A 16,632-nucleotide genomic window follows, 5' to 3' on the forward strand; every position below is an offset into this window, starting at 1 on the left:
AAACAGGGGGCGAATATCGGCCAGTGTGCCCCTCTAGCCCGATCGCGCCGTGTAGTATGCCCTCTACGTTGGCATAAATACCTTGTTCACAATAAATTGCCGCTATCGGCAAACAAGCGCAGAGCACATCATTTTGCATTGAAGGAGCCGTTTGATGGGTACGCTGAAATCCCCCCCGCTGGCCACGGGATACCCTGTCAATGCCCCCCCGCCCAAGATCATCGGGTTTTTGGTAATTCCCAATTTCACCACCATCGGCTTCGCCTCTGCCGTAGAGACCTTGCGCATGGCTAACCTGGCCGCGCGTAGGACGATGTTCCAAACGCTGATCATCGCCGCCGACATGGAGCCGGTGAGCGCCAGCAACGGCATGCGCATCCTGCCTGAATACAGCATCAAAGATGCGCCCAAGCTGGACATGCTGTTCGTGGTCGGGCCGAACCCCATCGTCTCCGACCACAATACCCGCGCCATCCTGAACTGGCTGCGCAAGCTCGCCCATGATCAGGTGGCACTGGGTGGCATTTGCACCGGTAGTCATTTGTTGGCGCGCGCCAATTTGCTCACCGGTTACCGCTGCACCATCCACTGGGAAGATATCGAAGCGCTGAAAGAGCGTTTTCCGGGAATCATCATTTCCAACCAGTTGTTTGAACTTGACCGTGACCGGTACACCAGCTCTGGTGGCGTGGCCTCGATGGACATGGTCTTGCAACTTATCAGCCGTGAACCTGGCGGGCGCGACATCGCCGCACATGCGGCCGAATTGCTGCTATGTGATCGAGTCCGCAGCTCACAAGAACGCCAGCGCGTGCCCTTGCGACAACGGCTAGGTACCTCCCAACCCAAGCTCAGCCAGATCGTCAGCATCATGGAAGCCAACCTTGAAGACCCCATGACCCTGGAGGAACTGGCACAGTTGAACGACATTTCAGTTCGCCAGTTGGAGCGTCTGTTTCACAAGCACCTGCAAAGTACCCCCAGCCAGTATTACCTTGAATTACGCCTGTCGCGCGCCCGGCAACTGTTGCTGCACAGTGAGTCGCAAGTACGCGATATCGCACTCGCCTGTGGCTTCATTTCGCCAGCGCATTTTTCCAAATGCTACAGCCGTTTCTTCGGTGTTTCTCCTATCGGGGAGCGCAAGCAGGTAGCCGCGGCTCATTGCTGATCATGCGGCCTTGCCGACCTGCACAAGACAACCCGCTAACCCACCCCTGATCCAGCACATTGCAAAGGTGTTTATTTGTAATTATTTCTCATTTACACTTCGATCCTCGCTTCGTAGCCTCGCTTTCTTTCAGGATGAACCGTGTCATTCGACCCCGCCAAACCGACGCTGCTGTCTACCTTGGTACGTCACTACGACGATCTGGTGGACCACATTCGTCGACGCTTCGGCGACCGCAGCATGGCACGCGAGGTTGTGCATGACGTGTGTGTGCAATTGCTCGAGCGCGGTGAGAAGGAAGACGTTCACACCCCACTGGCCTTGCTGCGCAAAATTTCCACCGACACCGCCGTCAGTCGCTACCGTAGCGAGCGTCGCCGCGCCGCCTGGGTAGAGGCCATCGCCGAACTGCCTGAGGTGGCCTGCCCCGCGGCGACGCCGATAAGCCGGTATGACAGCGAGCGCGAGTTTCAATTGCTGGTCAACGCCATCGCTGAGCTCCCACCCCGTTGCCAGGCCGTTTTCGTCATGCACAAAATTCACCAAATGCCCCAGGTCGAAGTAGCCGATCGCCTCGGTATTTCCATCAAGACCGTGGAAAAGCACCTACGCCTGGGGTTGGCGGCATGCCGGCAACGGCTGGGACGCGATGAGGGGCAAGCATGACCAAGCAACCGGAACCGGCGCCATTGGACGACGCACTGGGGCGGCACCGCGAACAGCTCAAGCAGCTGTTCCCCGTGCCGCCTCGTAGGCCAGCCCGCTCCAAAGCACTCAAGCCAGCCGGTATCACGCTTGCGCTTGCGGTCGCCTTTGCCGCCTTGGCCTGGCTTAACCCCGCCTATAACAGCGAGCGTTTCGCTACCCGCGTGGGTGAACAGCGCACGGTGCTGCTCAGCGATGGCAGCACACTGCTGCTCGACAGCGGCACTCAAGTCGATGTCAGTTGGCACCTGCTTAGCCGCAAGGTCAGCCTGCGCGCTGGGCAAGCCCTGTTCGAAGTATCCCCGGCCTTGTACCGCCCCTTCGTAGTGTCCGCTGGTCTCGCTAACGTCAAGGTGCTCGGTACGTTGTTCAATGTTCGTCGCCTGGATCACGACAACGTCCGGGTGACCTTGGCGCGTGGGCGCGTGGAGGTCGCCGCAACGGCTGCTGGGCAAACGCCTGTCATCCTCCTGCCAGGGCAACAGGTCGACGCCATTGGTGGGCACCTGATGCCGGTGGCAAAGGTCGACGCCACCAAGGCGACGGCCTGGAAAGAGGGCCGTATCGTGTTCGAGCAGACGCCGCTGGACGAAGCGCTGGCTTTGCTGCGCCACTATCGCAAGGCCCCCATTCACCTCAGCGACCCAAGCCTGGCCGCGCTGAAAGTGACCGGGGTGTTCGAGGCGCGCAATGTCGACCGGCTATTGGATCTGCTGCCAAGCATCCTGCCCGTTACCGTGCTGGCACAAAAGGATGGCAGCGTGCAGGTCCAACGCAAACCGACTGGAAAATAATTCTCAACCGCAGGTAGGGTTTCGCAATGCCCATGGCGGCTATTGGAAAAACACCACCTAAAAGGAATTCGAGAAGTGCATTTTCCTCTTCGCAGTCGTCAACTACGTCTGTCATTGCTTGCCAGTAGCTTGCTCATCGCAATGTCGGCCCAAGGCCGGGAAAGGGTGAACGTGGATCTCCCCGCCGCACCGTTGGGTGAGGCCATCAACGCCCTCGCACAACAGTCTTCGGTGCAGATCATCTTTGCCAGCGATCTCGGTGCGGGCCACAACGCACCCGCGGTGAAGGGGCAGTTCACCCCCGAGGAAGCACTTCAAACGCTACTCAAGGGCAGTGGCTTGCAAGTACAGGCCAAGGACCAGCGCACATTCGTCATCATTGCCCAGGCTGCCCCTGCCAGCCCCGAAACCCCAAGCGTGCCGGTGGAAATGGCGCAGATGGAAATCACCGCCTCGCGCACCAGCAGCAGCCTGGTTTCCGCGACCCGGCAATCCACCCTGCTTGAGCACGAACAACTCCAAGAATTACGCCAGGGTTCAGAAAGCCTGGCCACGATACTGGCCAAGGCGGTTCCGGGCATGTCCGACTCCAGCCGAACCGTCACCGAGTACGGCCAAACCCTGCGCGGGCGCAGCCTGTTGGTCATGGTCGACGGGGTGCCGCTCAATACCAACCGCGACTCTTCGCGCAACCTGGCCAACATCGACCCGGCACTGATCGAACGGGTCGAAGTCATCCGCGGTAGCAGCGCTATTTACGGCAGCGGCGCCACCGGTGGCATCATCGCCATTACCACACGGCCTGCCGGTGGCGAAAACCGTGCCGAAACCAGCTTGAGCGCCACCTCGCCGCTTACCCGCCTGGGTAGCGATGGCCTGGGTGGCCAGTTCCAACAGTATTTTGCCGGCGCCCAAGGCGCGGTGGATTACGCCTTCGACTTCGGTACCCGTCACATCGGTGGCTCGTACGATGCGCACGGCGAGCGGATCGCCCCAGAGCCCAGCCAAGGCGACCTGTTCGACTCGAACATCTACAACATCGGCGGCAAGCTGGGGCTGCACATCGACGAAAACCAGCGCATCCAGCTTGCAGCCAGCCACTACGACGCACGCCAGGACACCGACTACGCCACCGACCCAAGCGTCGCCAAACTCGCCGCAGGCTCAGTGCCGGCCAATGCCATCAAGGGCCTGGACCTCGACGAACAGAACCGCATCCGCAACACTCTGTTGAACCTGGAGTACGAGAACCTCGACATTCTCGGAAGCCGGCTTTCTGCACAAATGTATTACCGGGACTACTTCACCCGCTTCACCCCGTTCGACGCCCGGGCCGTTGCCACCCGTGGCGGCAACGTAGACCAGATCATGCAAAACAGCGAAGTTTTTGGCAGCCGCCTTACCCTGCGCACGCCCCTTGGCGACAGCGGCAGTACCGAGCTGGTGTGGGGTGGCGACTATAACCAGGAACGCAGCGACATGCCGCTGGATGTCTTCGACCCGGCGGCGTATGACGCCAGTGGCGGCCTGGTCTTCGACAAGACTGGCAAGCTCACCTACCTACCGGCGCTCAAAACCCGAAGCGCCGGTGCCTTCGCGCAGCTACAGCATCGCTTCAATGAGCAGTGGTCGGTGGACGGCGGCCTGCGCTACGAATACTCCACCGCCAAATTCGATGACTTCGTGCCATTGTCCGAATCCAAGGCTGCTTCCCCAGTGGCGGTGAAGGGCGGCGACATTCATTACGATGCGCTGCTGTCGAACCTTGGCATCGTCTATTCGCCAGTGGTTGGCCAAGAAGTCTACGCCTCCTTCAGCCAGGGCTTTCAATTGCCCGACGTGGGCATTCAGCTGCGCAATGCGCGCCGTGGCTTCGACCTCGATGCCTCGAACCTGGAGCCGGTCAAAACCAACAACTATGAGCTTGGCTGGCGCGGCGAACTGGGCAGCAACACCCTGGGCACGTTGGCATTGTTCTACACCACCTCCAAACTGGGGGACGTGCAAAGTTTCAACAATGGCCTGATTCTGACCCGTACCAAGGAGCGCATCTACGGTGCTGAAGCCAGTGCCGATTGGCTGTCGGACGATGCGATATGGGGCACCGGGGGCAGCGCAACCTGGATGCGTGGGCGCGAAAAGCCCGATGGCAAAGGCTGGCAAGACATGACCGGCTATCGCGTACCACCACTGAAACTGACCGCTTACGTGCAATACAAGCCGACCTTGGACTGGAGCAACCGCTTGCAAGCCACGTTCTTCGATGGCAAAGACTATAGGCTCGATGGCCTGGACAGCTTTGGTCGCCACCAGGTCAGCACCTATACCACAGTGGACCTGGTCAGCCAGTACCAAATTTCCCCCGACGATAAGGTCAGCGTCGGCATCCAGAACTTGTTCAACCGTGACTACTACCCGCTCTACAGCCAATTGCTGCGCAATAACAACAACACCAGCCACTTGCCGGCACCCGGCACTGTGTTGACGGCCAGCTATACGCATAATTGGTAAGGCCGTGCACCATCACCGGGCCGGTGCAGGGCCCGGTGGTCATAGCCTTCAGGCAGGCACGCTGTAGCTCTGGTTGGGTAGCGGCCCACGCGCCTTCATGCGGCCCTTGACGAACATCAGGGTCACTCAGCGGATGTGGGCAGCATTACCTCAAACGTCGTCCCTTGCGCTTCGCTCGACTCCACCTCAATCCTGCCGCCATGGCTCGCCACTATCTCCGAAGCGATGAACAGCCCAAGGCCAAGCCCGGCCGCCGAGCCCCGTTCGCCCGATGAATAGCTTGAGTATCGCCCTTCGGGTTTGAACAGAAACGGTATCACTTCGGGGGGAATAGGCTCACCCGAGTTATGAACCGTTATCCGTGGAACACCTTGCAGGTTGCCCAGCGTAACCGTGATCGGGGCCGTCGAATCGCCATGTCGAAGGGCATTGCCTATCAGGTTGGTGAACACCTGCGCGATCCGCTCAGCATCGAACTGCCCGGTGATGTGCGCCTGCTCATCCAATAAAATGCTTGCCCCCGGGAACGCCGTGCGTAGTTCGTCTACAACAGCGTGGCAGATCAAGTTCAACTCAACCTGCTGCAGGTGCACTGGAATGCCCGTACCCAGGTTGCAACGGGCCAGGTCCAGCAGGTCGTTGATCATCAGGTTCGCCCGGCGGGCACTGGTACACACCTGGCTAGCTAGCACTTTGCCCTTCTCGTTCAACCCCTTCTGCCGATGGATCAAGTCGCCTGCCATGAGTATGGCGCCCAAGGGGGAGCGCAAATCATGGCCAAGCACTGCGAGCACCATTTTGCGGGTGGATTCGACCGCTGCCCCATAGGCCGCAATCGATTCCACCAGCGCCTGGTCAATGGCCTCATTGAACCGAATGATGTCCTGAACTTGATGCGCCTGTGCAAACACCTCCTGGGCAAGCCAGAGTGACAAAACACTTGAACGCAAAGCCCGGTACTCGGACACCATCTGATCCATCGAAAAACCAGCGATCAAACGGGCAACCGCATGGGTCTGCGCGGCTGTATCGCTGGATGTCCTGGGCCCTTTTCCCTGCGCCTTTTCGGCCTGTTGCTGCCTGCTCTGCGACGTTCGCATGTCTGCCGCAACAGTGCGTAATATCTTTTCCGCATGGTTTCGCAAGCCGGTAGAGTCCTGCTTGGGCAGGTCTGTATCAACCGAGCGCGCGTACCGCTCCCACGCCTGGAGTATCGCCTCCATGCTGTTCTCGATGAAGTCGGACAGCCTCATAGGGGTCTCGATCCTCTACTTATCAACCGTCCGAACAGCCTAGCCGATCTAGCGCCAGCGGTAGAACGAAAGCGTTGTACCTTCCGTCAGCCTTTGAAAACGACTCGTTATAAGCGATGTCTAGTGACCATAGGCAGGGAGAGTGATATGCGCAGCCGAGTGCTAGTGGTCGAAGACGACGAAATCCTTCGCTGGCTCATGGCCGAAGCGGTAACGCACTTGGGCCACGATGTCACCGAGTGCGCCACCGCGGATGAAGCCCTGCAGCAACTCGACGACCCCGCTCTTGCCTTGGTAGTTACCGATGTAGGCCTGCCCGGCCACCTCAACGGCTTGGACCTGGCAAAAGCGATCTGGGCCAGCCTACCGCAGCTTCCCGTCATCATCGTGTCCGGCAACACGGTGCTCACGCCTGGGTTTCTTCCGTCGAATGCCCGTTTTATTAGCAAGCCTTGCACCTTGGATGGGTTAAGCCGCGCGCTAGACGAGTTGCTAGGGACTGATTGAACTCAACAGCAACACGCTGTTGGCTAGTTGAAACGGACGATCCCCGCCTCCCCCCACTGCGCTACCGTCATTGCCAGGCAACCGCCTGCCCGCGTTTGTAGCATTAATGACTGGAGAACTTATGAGGGTACTGGTAAGCGTCAAGCGAGTGGTCGATTACAACGTCAAGGTGCGCGTCAAGGCGGACAATACCGGTGTCGACCTGGCAAATGCCAAGATGGCCATGAACCCCTTCTGCGAAATCGCCGTGGAAGAGGCCGTTCGCCTGAAGGAAAAAGGCATTGCGAGCGAGATCGTCGTCGTTTCCGTCGGCCCACCTACTGCCCAGGAACAACTGCGCACTGCCCTGGCCCTGGGTGCCGACCGTGCCATCCTGGTCGAAGCCGCTGACGAACTGAACGCCCTGGCCGTGGCCAAGGCGCTGAAAGCCGTTGTCGACAAAGAACAGCCGCAGCTGGTCATCCTCGGCAAGCAGGCCATCGACAGCGACAACAACCAGACCGGCCAGATGCTCGCCGCGTTGACCGGCTACGCCCAAGGCACCTTCGCCTCCAAGGTTGAGGTGGCTGGCGATAAGCTGAACGTCACCCGTGAAATCGACGGCGGCCTGCAAACCGTTGCGCTGAGCCTGCCCGCCATCGTCACCACCGACCTGCGCCTGAACGAGCCGCGCTATGCGTCGCTGCCGAACATCATGAAGGCCAAGAAGAAGCCGCTGGAAACCCTTACCCCAGACGCGCTGGGCGTTTCCCTCGCCTCCACCAACAAGACCCTGAAGGTTGAAGCCCCGGCTGCCCGCAGCGCTGGCGTCAAGGTCAAATCGGTGGCCGAACTGGTCGAGAAGCTGAACAACGAAGCGAAGGTGCTTTAATCATGAGGAGCCTGAAATGACTGTCCTGGTTGTCGCAGAACACGAGAACGGTGCCGTAGCCGCGGCCACCCTGAACACTGTTGCCGCAGCTGCCCAGATCGGTGGTGATGTGCACGTGCTGGTCGCCGGCCAGAACGTGGGCGGCGTTGCCGAAGCCGCTGCCAAGATCGCCGGTGTGGCCAAAGTGCTGGTTGCCGACAACGCAGCCTACGCCCACGCCCTGCCGGAAAACGTCGCGCCGCTGATCGTTGCGCTTGTTGATCAAAACGGGGCAAAGGCTTACAGCCACGTGCTGGCCCCCGCTACCAGCAACGGCAAGAACATCCTGCCGCGCGTCGCCGCGCTGCTGGACGTGGACCAGATCTCCGAGATCATCGCGGTCGAGTCCGCAGACACCTTCAAGCGCCCAATCTACGCCGGTAACGCCATTGCCACCGTGCAATCGAGCGCGGCCATCAAGGTCATCACCGTGCGTAGCACCGGCTTCGATGCCGTGGCTAGCGAAGGTGGTTCGGCTGCTGTTGAAGCGGTTGGCGCTGCGCACAATGCCGGTATCTCGGCCTTTGTAGGTGAAGAGCTGGCCAAGTCCGACCGCCCAGAGCTGACTGCTGCCAAGATCGTCGTTTCCGGCGGCCGTGGCATGGGCAACGGGGACAACTTCAAGCACCTGTACAGCCTGGCCGACAAGCTGGGCGCGGCCGTCGGTGCCTCGCGCGCCGCCGTTGACGCCGGCTTCGTGCCCAACGACATGCAGGTCGGCCAGACCGGCAAGATCGTTGCACCGCAGCTGTACATCGCCGTCGGTATCTCTGGCGCAATCCAGCACCTGGCCGGCATGAAAGACGCCAAGGTGATCGTGGCGATCAACAAGGACGAAGAAGCGCCGATCTTCCAGGTAGCCGACTACGGCCTGGTCGCTGACCTGTTCGAAGCCGTGCCGGAGCTGGAGAATCTGCTCTGATTGACCTGTGTCAGCTGTGAAAGCCGGCCTCGTCAAGAGCGCCGGCTTTTTTCGTTGCCTTGCAACGGCCCCACGCTTCAGCGCACGCCAGGCAAGCCTTGAAAACTTGGCAAGACGTGCATGCAGCCGGGAATCTGCCGGCACGCCTTGGCCGCCGCCGATTCGGGCGCGGCCGAAGCGATCAGCGTCAGCCCGATGATCAAGGCCACTGACAGTGGCACGCAGTACGCCAAAAAGCTCTGTATCTTCATCACCAACCCCTCGTTCGGCGCCGCACCAGCCCCAGGCTGGCGCGGCGCTGTGGCCCTTAGCGTTCATCCACCGTGACAATCTCGCGGCGCTCGGCCATGCTCGCCGGCACCTGGTCTTCGTCCGTGAAGAACTGCTGGTACCACTCACGCAGTTGGTAAACCGGGCCGTCGTTTTCGGCCAGCACCGGCTTGTCGATACGCACCTTGTGCTTCCAAATAACCACATCCTGGTAAAACGACTCACGGTTGCTCTGAACGTAGGCCTTGGCAATCTCGCCATTCTGCTCATCGGTAAGGCCAGGCACGCGCTTGACCATGCAGCCAAACCGCAGCACGAAGCTGTCTGGCGTAACCGGTACGTGGCTGTTGAGCAAGATCGCGTGCACGCGCAGGTCGCCGAACATCGAGCTCAATTCGGTGAAGTGCGTGGCCGGCCCGTAATACGCCGAAGGCGCGATCAGGTCGCCACCCAGGCGCTCGGAGTCGCCATGGAAAATCTGCCGGCCAATATGCCCTTCGAACACGTTGGCGAAATACTTGGTCGGGGTGCCGTGCACCGGCCCGAAGTGCTGCGCATCGACCAGGTTGTCGACCAGCTCGCGCGGGTTGGTGTCGATCAGCATGGTGTCGATGTTCCAGTCGTGGATCCACTCCGGGTCGTCCATTTCTGGCAAGTGCGGAATGACCACGCCGTCCTTGGGCGGGCGCCCTTCGGGGTTGTTCCACACGAACAGCAGGTTGTTTTCCTCACAGGTCAGCCAACTGCGCGTCTTTGCCTTGGGCGGTATGCGCTTGCAATAGGGGATCTCCACGCACTTGCCACTGGTATCGTATTTCCAGTGGTGAAACGGGCACACCACGGTGTCGTTTTCGATGGTGCCCTGGGACAGGTCGGCGCCCATGTGCGGGCAAAACGCATCGAGAATACTGATGGCACCGGCACTGTTGGCAAAGGCCACCAGGCGCGTGCCGAAAACGTCCAGGGTATGCAGCTTGCCATCACGGTAGTCGTCGGCCACGCCCAGGCAATGCCAGCCCCTGGCATAACGGTGCGCGCGCTGGGCGCTTTCGATGGAAAGTTCGGCGAGTTTGGTCATGTTGTTGTTATTCCTGTAGTGGATACGCCAGTCACCGGCAATACCCCTGCGGTCCTAGGGGGAATACCTGGCAGCTATCTTTGAGCAGCCGGCTCGGGCCCTCATCCTTCAATCGGACTAGGTCAGGCCCGAGCGCGCCTCATTGGCCGAAACGCCGCGCCGCCTCCGGGCCAAAATCGCGTGGGCTGAAGCCGGTGCGGTTGAGCTGGTAGCCATTGCGCTGCTGGTTGATCAGGTTGAACGCCAGGTAGCTGCCGGCGTTGAGGTCGTGGTACAGGCCCACGCCGGCTTGCGGCCGTTGCGACTCGTAGGCATAGAAGTAGTTGACCATCGAGGTGCGCCACAGCTCGCCGCGGTTGTCATAGTTGTCGGCCATGATCGGGAACCAGGTGTCCTCGTCGATGTACAACTTGCGCTTGCCATACAGGTGGCGATAGCCGGGCTTGAGGGTGCCTTCCAGCTCCCACACCCGATGGCGCTCGTAGCGCATGGCCTGCGGATCGAGGTGCCCAGGCGTCAGCAGGGTGGCGTACTTGAGGTCCGGGGCATGCACGCGGTAAGCGTTGTAGGGGATGAACATTTCCCGCTTGCCGACGATTTTCCAGTCATAGCGCTGGCCCGAGCCGTTGAACAGGCGTACCTCGTCGACGGTGATCGAACCACCACTGCCCGGGAACGACATGTCAAAGCCGTACCCCGGCGATTGCCGCACCCTGCGCGTGCCCGGGTCATAGCGCCAGGCCTGGCGCGGTTCGGTCTTGTCGTTCCAAAACTCGGTACCGGTGTTGATCTCGCCTTTGTCGCGTTGCGGCAACAGGGTTTCGTTGAGGTAGAACGACGAGTTGCCCACCGTATCGCCCACTTTGCCCGGTTCCAGCGCCGGTGCCAGGTTGCGCGAATGCACCCGGCCCCAGTTGATATTGCCGTCCTTGAGCACGTAGGCGTTGTCGGAGATGTACTCCTCGGTCCAGGCGCGCAAGGTAAAGGTCGAGGCGTTCTTCAACAGTTCGAGGCCGCTGCGCGGCACCGGGAATGGCGTGCCCCCGGTCTTGCCGACCACGCCTTCGCCATCGTCCACCAGCTTGGCCACCTTGGCATTCTCGCGGGTGGCCTGGCACACCGCGTCGTCGAAGCGGAAATCTCGGTGGCTGGGGTAGATCGGCATCTTGAAGGTGGCCGGGTACAGCTTGAACAGCGCCTTCTGCCCGTCAGACAGGGCATCACCGTACTGGGCCAGGTTGTCAGCCGTGATCACGAACAGCGGTTTCTCGTCCGGATAGGGGTCCACCGGATGCTGGCCTGTGCCCTTGAACGAGACATGCGGCGGCACACCCAACCACTTGCCAGCATAAGGGGGAATACTGCCATCAGCGTTGCCGGCCGGGTCCGCGCCCATGCAGGTGAGATCCTTGCCCAGGCGCTCGACATCCTCGGGGGCGGCCAGGGCAATACCCGGGCTCGCGGCCCCTAGCAGCAGGCCGATGGCCAAGCCGCGCACAGCGCTACTGCGCGCGTGGGCCAGGCAGCGGTGGGCCGGATTACTGTCGGTCATTATTGTTCTCCTTGGTTACCGATAGCGGTGGCCCAGTATCGGTAGGCCCTCGCACAAGGAGCATCGTCCGCTCGGACTAACGCCCCGCTACAGGGCCTGTCCCACCGGCCCCGGCGGCGCCAAAGGCGCGGCTTCGCCCAGCGCGACCACACTGTTGAGCATGATCCGCACCAGCTCGGTCTGGCGCCGCACGCCGGTCTTGGAGAAGATCGAGCGCAGGTGCGCGCGGGCCGTGTTGCGGCGAATGTTGAGGCGCTCGGAGGCCTCCTCCAGCGACAAGCCGTTGGCCAGTTCCAGTGCCAGGCCAGTCTCGGCCGGGGTGAGGTGGTACAGCTGCGAGGTCACCCCGCTACTTGCCAGCGACTTGCCCACTGCGTCCCGCACATACACCACCACGGTCGGCTTGCCCTTGCCCTCGACCAGCTCCTGGCTGGGGATCAACTCCACCACCAGCCCCAGGTTGACCTGCCCGGAAGGGCGCGAAACCGACATGGCCTCGGCACCCTGCCCGGCCGTTTGGCCAAGGCGGCTGCGCAGAAAGGCCGAGCGCACCAGCCGGGCCAGCTCGCGGTTGTCGCTCGGGTACGTCGCCTCCAGGCGGCCACCTACCAGCTTGAGGCCGTCATTGCTGGCGAGAATCTCACGGGCCACCGGGTTCAGTTGCAACACGCTGCCGGTTTCATCCAGCACGATGGTCGCCACCGCCAGGCGGTTGATGGCCTGGGAGTACAGCGTGCCCAGCGACGCACTGCGGTCGAGCAAGGCGTGCATGTGCAAGGCACGGCGCAGGTGCGGCACCAGCATGGCGCACAACGCCCGTTCGATGGCAGCGAACCGTGCTTGCTCACGCGGTCGGTTGATGCGCAGGCGCACAGTGCCGCCGTCCGGCATGCTGATATCGACACCGAGCATGTGGAAGCAGCCGTAAGGTTCGCAATACAACAGGTAGAACGCTGAACCGGCCCACTCGGCATCGCTCATCAACTCGTCGATGGTGAACACCGTGTCCACCGGCAGGCGGTCGAACAGCGAGGCTTTTTCGCAATAGGCAAAGTGGTTGACCCCGCCTTCGCCGGGCTCGACATCGCCGGCCACCATCATCGGCGACAGCAACGGCTCATCCAGCACGCGCAGGATCAGTGTCACGTAGCTTGCTGCGAAGACCTCGCGCAGTTGCTGCAGGGCCTCGTTCAGGCGCCGCGTGTCGAGCGCGGCGTCATACATGTTGCCGATCAGCCGCTCGTACTCAGCCAGTTCGATACCCAGTTGGGCCAGCACCTGGGCATTGGACAACGTGGTTTGCATAGGCAAGCCCCCAGCGCGGGGCCGGTAACCCCGGCCCGCGCATGCTCGTAATGGTGTCGGGCGCAGCGCCCTTCAGTGCCCTACCGCGGCGTTCGGCAGCAGGTTACGTGCCACCAGTGGCCGGCCGCGGTCGAACCAGGCCGCCAGTGCCGGCAGCAGGAAGATCGCGCCGAACACGTTCACCAAGAACATGAACGCCAGCAGGATGCCCATGTCGGCCTGCAGCTTGAGCGGCGCGAAGGCCCAGGTGCCCACCCCAATCGACATGGTCAGCGCAGTGAACACCGCCGCCGTGCCGCGCTGGCACATGGCGCGGTAAAAGGCGTTGCGCAGGTCTTGGCCGTCAGCCATTTCATGCTGAATGCGCTCATACAGGTAGATGCCATAGTCCACCCCCACCCCAACCCCCAGCGCCATCACTGGCAAGGTCGCGACCTTCAGGCCAATGCCCAGCCACGCCATCAGCGCGTTGCACAGGATTGCCACGATGCCCAGCGGCACCACGATGCACAGCACCGCACGCAATGACCGGAAGGTCAGCAAGCAAAACAGCCCAACCGAACAGAACAGTGCCGCCAGCATCCAGACCTCGGCCTGCTTGACCGCCTCGTTGGCCGCGGCCATTACCCCGACATTGCCCCCGGCCAGGTGAAACGTGGCCTGCGCCACCTGCACGTTGGCGATGATACGCCGGGCCTCGCTGACCACATGGGCCACGGTCGCGCCTTCGTGGTCGTTGAGGAACACCAGCACCTGCATGCGCTGGCAACCTTCGGTGACCAGCCCCGAATCCGGCGTATACGCCATCGAGCCTTGCTGCAGGCCCCGCGCCGACCCAGGTATGGCGGCCCAGCGCGGGTTGCCCTCGTTGTTGCCAGCAATCATTGCCTTGCCCATGCCGGCCACACTCTGCACCGACTGCACCCCGGCGACGTTGCGCATCTGGAAGTCGAACGACTCGACAGCGCGCATTACCGCCGGGGCCAGGCAGGCTTCGTCGATGCCGTGGGTTTGGACGAATACCGCCAGCACGTCGAGGCCGATGGCGTAGCTGCTGACGATGCGCTGGTTGTCCTGGTTGTAGCGCGAATCGGCACGCAGCTCCGGCGCGCCAGGGCCGATGTCACCCACCGCCAGTTGCCGCGCCTTGAACACCCCCACCCCCAGCAGCAGCAGGCTGATGCTGAACACCAGCAACGCAGGCCCAGGCTGCGCCAGTGCCGACAGGCGCCACCACAGCGGGTGGTGCCGCGCATCTGCCTGCACCGCCGCCGGCGGCTTGACCTTGAGGTAGGACAGCAGCAACGGCAACACCATCTTGTTGGTGACGATCATCAGCATCACCCCCAGGCAGGCCGTTACGCCCAGTTCGTGCACGATCGGGATGTCGATCAGCATGATCACGGCAAAGCCCAGGGCATTCATCAGCAGCGCCAATGCACCGGGGATGAAAATTTTGCAGAAGCCGGAATGGGCCGCCTGCGCTGCCGTTGCCCCGGCCAGCACGTCCTGCCGCCAGGCATTGGTCATCTGTACGGCATGCGACACGCCGATGGAGAAGATCAAGAACGGCACCAGCACCGACATCGGGTCGATACCCAGGCCCAGCAGCGGCAGCAGCCCCAGCAGCCAGACCACCGGCAGCAGCGCCACCAGCAATGCCACCAGGGTCAGGCACAAGGAGCGCGAGTACACCCAAAGCAACAGGGCGGTAATCAGCAAGGCGACGACGAAGAACAACAGCACCGTGCTCAGCCCCTCGACCACATCACCCACCAACTTGGCGAAGCCCACCACATTGATCTCGATGTCGGCGCTGGCGTAGCGCGCGCGGATCTCCTCCAGGCGTTTGGCCACCTCCACGTACGACACCGGCTGGCCGGTACGCGGGTCGCTGTCCTGTAGGTCGGCACGCACCAACGCCGCGCGCTGGTCATTGGCTAGCAGGCGCCCTACCTGGCCGGCGCGTGCGGCATTGCTGCGCACCTTCTGCAGGTCTTCGGCGGTGCCGGTGTACTGCGGCGGCACCACCAGGTCACCGACAAAACCCTCTTCGGTCACTTCCACATAGCGCACATTGGGGGTGAACAGCGAGGTCACGCTGGGCCGGCTGACCCCAGGGATGAAAAACACGTCATCGGTGACGCGTTGCAGTACCTCGAGGAATTCAGGCCGGTAGATATCACCCTCGCCCTTCCAGCGCACGCTCACCAGCAGGCGGTTGGCCCCGGTGAATGCCCGGCTGAAATCGAGGAAATTGAGCATATACTCGTGGCGCACCGGGATCTGCTTGTTGAACCCGGGGTCCAGGCGCACGTGGGTAGCGCTGTAACCCAGCGCCAGGCTAATCAGCAAGAACAACCCAAGCCAGGCCCGCCTGGCGTCCAGCAGCAGGTCGGCGCCAGCGCGTACCCAGCGATCGGTGCGGCTGCGGCTCATGGCTGAGCCTCCTGGCTGACCGCAACGGTGGGTTGCTGGCCCTGGAACACGCCGCGTTCACCGGCCACCAGCAGGTGGCGGCCACTGAGGCCCACAGCCGAGGTCAAGGTGCCCAAGCCGCTGCGCTGGTCGATGCCCAACAGGTTGCCCTGGGCATCCAGGCGGATCAGCCGGCTGGCGCCCCCCACCAGCACCAAGCCGCCCTGCCCCGGCAAGCGGGCGTGGCCGTAGATCGGCTGGCTGCTGCCAACATCGATACGCTGCCAGCTGCCCCCAAAGTCGTTGCTGCGAAAAACATGGCCGCGCATGCCGTAGGCCAGCCAGGACGAAGCCGAGAGGCGTACCACCCCAAACAACGAGCCGTTGTAGAACGGCGGCATAAGCTGCCAATGCTGGCCGCCATCCCTGGAGCGCAGCACCAGGCCTTGCTCGCCAACCAGCATCTGCTGCCCGTCTGCGCCGCCGTCGAGGCCGTTGAAGTGGGCGCCGTCACCTGGCATGTCGCGAACCACCCAGTGTTCACCCGCATCCTCCGAAACCAGAAACTTGCCATAGCTGCCGTAGGCCACCACGCGCAGGCCATCCCCACTCCAAACCCCAAGCAGCGGTTCGCCGAGCTCGGCGTCGTGGTGCTTTTCCTGCCAGGTTTGGCCGGCGTCGGCGGAGCGTAAGATCCACCCGTCGTGGCCCACGGCAACCAGCACCTGGGCATTGACGGCGATCACACCGGTCAGCGTGGCGTCACGCCCGCCGCCCAGCTGGCTGGCCTGCCAACTGCGGCCGCTGTCGTGGCTGGTGAGCAGCGTGCCGCGCTCACCGACGGCGACCAGCCGGTCACCTACGCTGACCAAGGCATTGACCTGAACCCGGTCGACCAGCACCTCGCTGACGGCAAGCGGCGTGGGCTGGCGTGGGGCGAAGGCAAAGGCGACGGCGGCGATGACGATAGCGCTCATCAGGTAACCGATCAGTTGGCGCGAGGCAGGCTGCATTGGGGTGACCCTCTTGGAATTGTGCCGGCATGATCCGGCTGCCCTGCCCAGGGCTACATCGTCCAAATGGCTTAACCCCGCCCTTGTAGGAGCGGGTTTACCCGCGAACACCGGCGCAGCCGGTGCCAGGCACCGTGTTGGATGCTTCGCGGGCATGCCCGCTCCCCCCAGGGTCAGCGCACCGCCCGCAAACTCAGTGCTCTGCGCGCCAACGCAGCCCAGA

At 62.2% G+C, this 16,632-nt stretch carries 14 protein-coding genes; 8 read left to right on the forward strand and 6 right to left on the reverse strand.

Annotated elements, in window-relative coordinates:
- Window positions 1-154: 154 nt before the first annotated feature.
- The 4 genes from DV532_RS14060 (at window position 155) to DV532_RS14075 (ending at window position 5,181) form a co-directional block, all read left to right on the forward strand.
- On the forward strand, window positions 155-1,171 hold the full coding sequence (locus tag DV532_RS14060) for a GlxA family transcriptional regulator (RefSeq protein ID WP_082477060.1): 1,017 nt from the start codon (window positions 155-157) through the stop codon (window positions 1,169-1,171).
- Between the two features lie 141 nt (window positions 1,172-1,312).
- Entirely contained in the window at window positions 1,313-1,837 is a 525-nt protein-coding gene (locus DV532_RS14065) for an RNA polymerase sigma factor (RefSeq protein ID WP_056803491.1), read from the forward strand.
- A complete protein-coding gene (locus tag DV532_RS14070) occupies window positions 1,834-2,670 on the forward strand; it encodes a FecR family protein (RefSeq protein WP_056803488.1) in 837 nt (278 codons plus the stop codon). Before DV532_RS14065 ends, DV532_RS14070 begins: the two co-directional genes overlap by 4 nt.
- Window positions 2,671-2,745: 75 nt before the next feature.
- On the forward strand, window positions 2,746-5,181 hold the full coding sequence (locus tag DV532_RS14075; RefSeq protein ID WP_056803486.1) for a TonB-dependent receptor: 2,436 nt from the start codon (window positions 2,746-2,748) through the stop codon (window positions 5,179-5,181).
- A gap of 122 nt (window positions 5,182-5,303) precedes the next feature.
- Here DV532_RS14075 and DV532_RS14080 read toward each other — a convergent pair whose 3' ends face one another.
- Window positions 5,304-6,434, reverse strand: coding sequence for a sensor histidine kinase KdpD (locus DV532_RS14080; protein ID WP_056803484.1), 1,131 nt, complete (start codon window positions 6,432-6,434; stop codon window positions 5,304-5,306).
- A 147-nt stretch (window positions 6,435-6,581) separates the two neighbouring features.
- Here DV532_RS14080 and DV532_RS14085 point away from each other — a divergent pair, with 147 nt between their 5' ends.
- The 4 genes from DV532_RS14085 to DV532_RS30380 all read left to right on the forward strand — a co-directional run bounded on the left by DV532_RS14085 (window position 6,582) and on the right by DV532_RS30380 (window position 9,100).
- Window positions 6,582-6,941 (forward strand): response regulator, encoded by a 360-nt coding sequence (locus DV532_RS14085; protein WP_056803481.1) that lies wholly within the window; start codon window positions 6,582-6,584, stop codon window positions 6,939-6,941.
- A 121-nt stretch (window positions 6,942-7,062) separates the two neighbouring features.
- Window positions 7,063-7,812 (forward strand): electron transfer flavoprotein subunit beta/FixA family protein, encoded by a 750-nt coding sequence (locus DV532_RS14090; protein ID WP_120715349.1) that lies wholly within the window; start codon window positions 7,063-7,065, stop codon window positions 7,810-7,812.
- Between the two features lie 16 nt (window positions 7,813-7,828).
- Entirely contained in the window at window positions 7,829-8,773 is a 945-nt protein-coding gene (locus tag DV532_RS14095; RefSeq protein WP_120715350.1) for an electron transfer flavoprotein subunit alpha/FixB family protein, read from the forward strand.
- Window positions 8,774-8,893: 120 nt separating this feature from the next.
- Window positions 8,894-9,100: a hypothetical protein gene (locus DV532_RS30380; RefSeq protein WP_056801355.1), complete on the forward strand. Its 207-nt coding sequence runs from the start codon at window positions 8,894-8,896 to the stop codon at window positions 9,098-9,100.
- Here DV532_RS30380 and DV532_RS14100 read toward each other — a convergent pair.
- The 5 genes from DV532_RS14100 to DV532_RS14120 all read right to left on the reverse strand — a co-directional run bounded on the left by DV532_RS14100 (window position 9,081) and on the right by DV532_RS14120 (window position 16,409).
- Window positions 9,081-10,121 (reverse strand): Rieske 2Fe-2S domain-containing protein, encoded by a 1,041-nt coding sequence (locus DV532_RS14100; RefSeq protein WP_056801353.1) that lies wholly within the window; start codon window positions 10,119-10,121, stop codon window positions 9,081-9,083. The two genes, DV532_RS30380 and DV532_RS14100, sit on opposite strands and share 20 nt — an antisense overlap.
- A gap of 139 nt (window positions 10,122-10,260) precedes the next feature.
- Window positions 10,261-11,673: a DUF1329 domain-containing protein gene (locus DV532_RS14105; protein ID WP_056801351.1), complete on the reverse strand. Its 1,413-nt coding sequence runs from the start codon at window positions 11,671-11,673 to the stop codon at window positions 10,261-10,263.
- Window positions 11,674-11,760: 87 nt separating this feature from the next.
- Window positions 11,761-12,978 (reverse strand): helix-turn-helix transcriptional regulator, encoded by a 1,218-nt coding sequence (locus DV532_RS14110; RefSeq protein WP_056801350.1) that lies wholly within the window; start codon window positions 12,976-12,978, stop codon window positions 11,761-11,763.
- Between the two features lie 72 nt (window positions 12,979-13,050).
- Window positions 13,051-15,417, reverse strand: coding sequence for an RND family transporter (locus DV532_RS14115; protein WP_056801348.1), 2,367 nt, complete (start codon window positions 15,415-15,417; stop codon window positions 13,051-13,053).
- Window positions 15,414-16,409: a hypothetical protein gene (locus DV532_RS14120; RefSeq protein ID WP_056801346.1), complete on the reverse strand. Its 996-nt coding sequence runs from the start codon at window positions 16,407-16,409 to the stop codon at window positions 15,414-15,416. The genes DV532_RS14115 and DV532_RS14120 overlap by 4 nt, the downstream gene beginning before the upstream one ends.
- Window positions 16,410-16,632 lie beyond the last annotated feature (223 nt).

Source organism: Pseudomonas sp. Leaf58, assembly GCF_003627215.1.
Lineage (GTDB): Bacteria > Pseudomonadota > Gammaproteobacteria > Pseudomonadales > Pseudomonadaceae > Aquipseudomonas.

What these genes read in the sequence shown, in the direction of transcription:
- DV532_RS14115 (WP_056801348.1), bottom strand. Translation starts at nt 15,417, where the DNA reads ATGAGCCGCAGCCGCACCGATCGCTGGGTACGCGCTGGCGCCGACCTG.
- DV532_RS14095 (WP_120715350.1), top strand. Translation starts at nt 7,829, where the DNA reads ATGACTGTCCTGGTTGTCGCAGAACACGAGAACGGTGCCGTAGCCGCG.
- DV532_RS14080 (WP_056803484.1), bottom strand. Translation starts at nt 6,434, where the DNA reads ATGAGGCTGTCCGACTTCATCGAGAACAGCATGGAGGCGATACTCCAG.
- DV532_RS30380 (WP_056801355.1), top strand. Translation starts at nt 8,894, where the DNA reads ATGCAGCCGGGAATCTGCCGGCACGCCTTGGCCGCCGCCGATTCGGGC.
- DV532_RS14085 (WP_056803481.1), top strand. Translation starts at nt 6,582, where the DNA reads ATGCGCAGCCGAGTGCTAGTGGTCGAAGACGACGAAATCCTTCGCTGG.
- DV532_RS14120 (WP_056801346.1), bottom strand. Translation starts at nt 16,409, where the DNA reads ATGCAGCCTGCCTCGCGCCAACTGATCGGTTACCTGATGAGCGCTATC.
- DV532_RS14110 (WP_056801350.1), bottom strand. Translation starts at nt 12,978, where the DNA reads ATGCAAACCACGTTGTCCAATGCCCAGGTGCTGGCCCAACTGGGTATC.
- DV532_RS14090 (WP_120715349.1), top strand. Translation starts at nt 7,063, where the DNA reads ATGAGGGTACTGGTAAGCGTCAAGCGAGTGGTCGATTACAACGTCAAG.
- DV532_RS14105 (WP_056801351.1), bottom strand. Translation starts at nt 11,673, where the DNA reads ATGACCGACAGTAATCCGGCCCACCGCTGCCTGGCCCACGCGCGCAGT.
- DV532_RS14060 (WP_082477060.1), top strand. Translation starts at nt 155, where the DNA reads ATGGGTACGCTGAAATCCCCCCCGCTGGCCACGGGATACCCTGTCAAT.
- DV532_RS14100 (WP_056801353.1), bottom strand. Translation starts at nt 10,121, where the DNA reads ATGACCAAACTCGCCGAACTTTCCATCGAAAGCGCCCAGCGCGCGCAC.
- DV532_RS14070 (WP_056803488.1), top strand. Translation starts at nt 1,834, where the DNA reads ATGACCAAGCAACCGGAACCGGCGCCATTGGACGACGCACTGGGGCGG.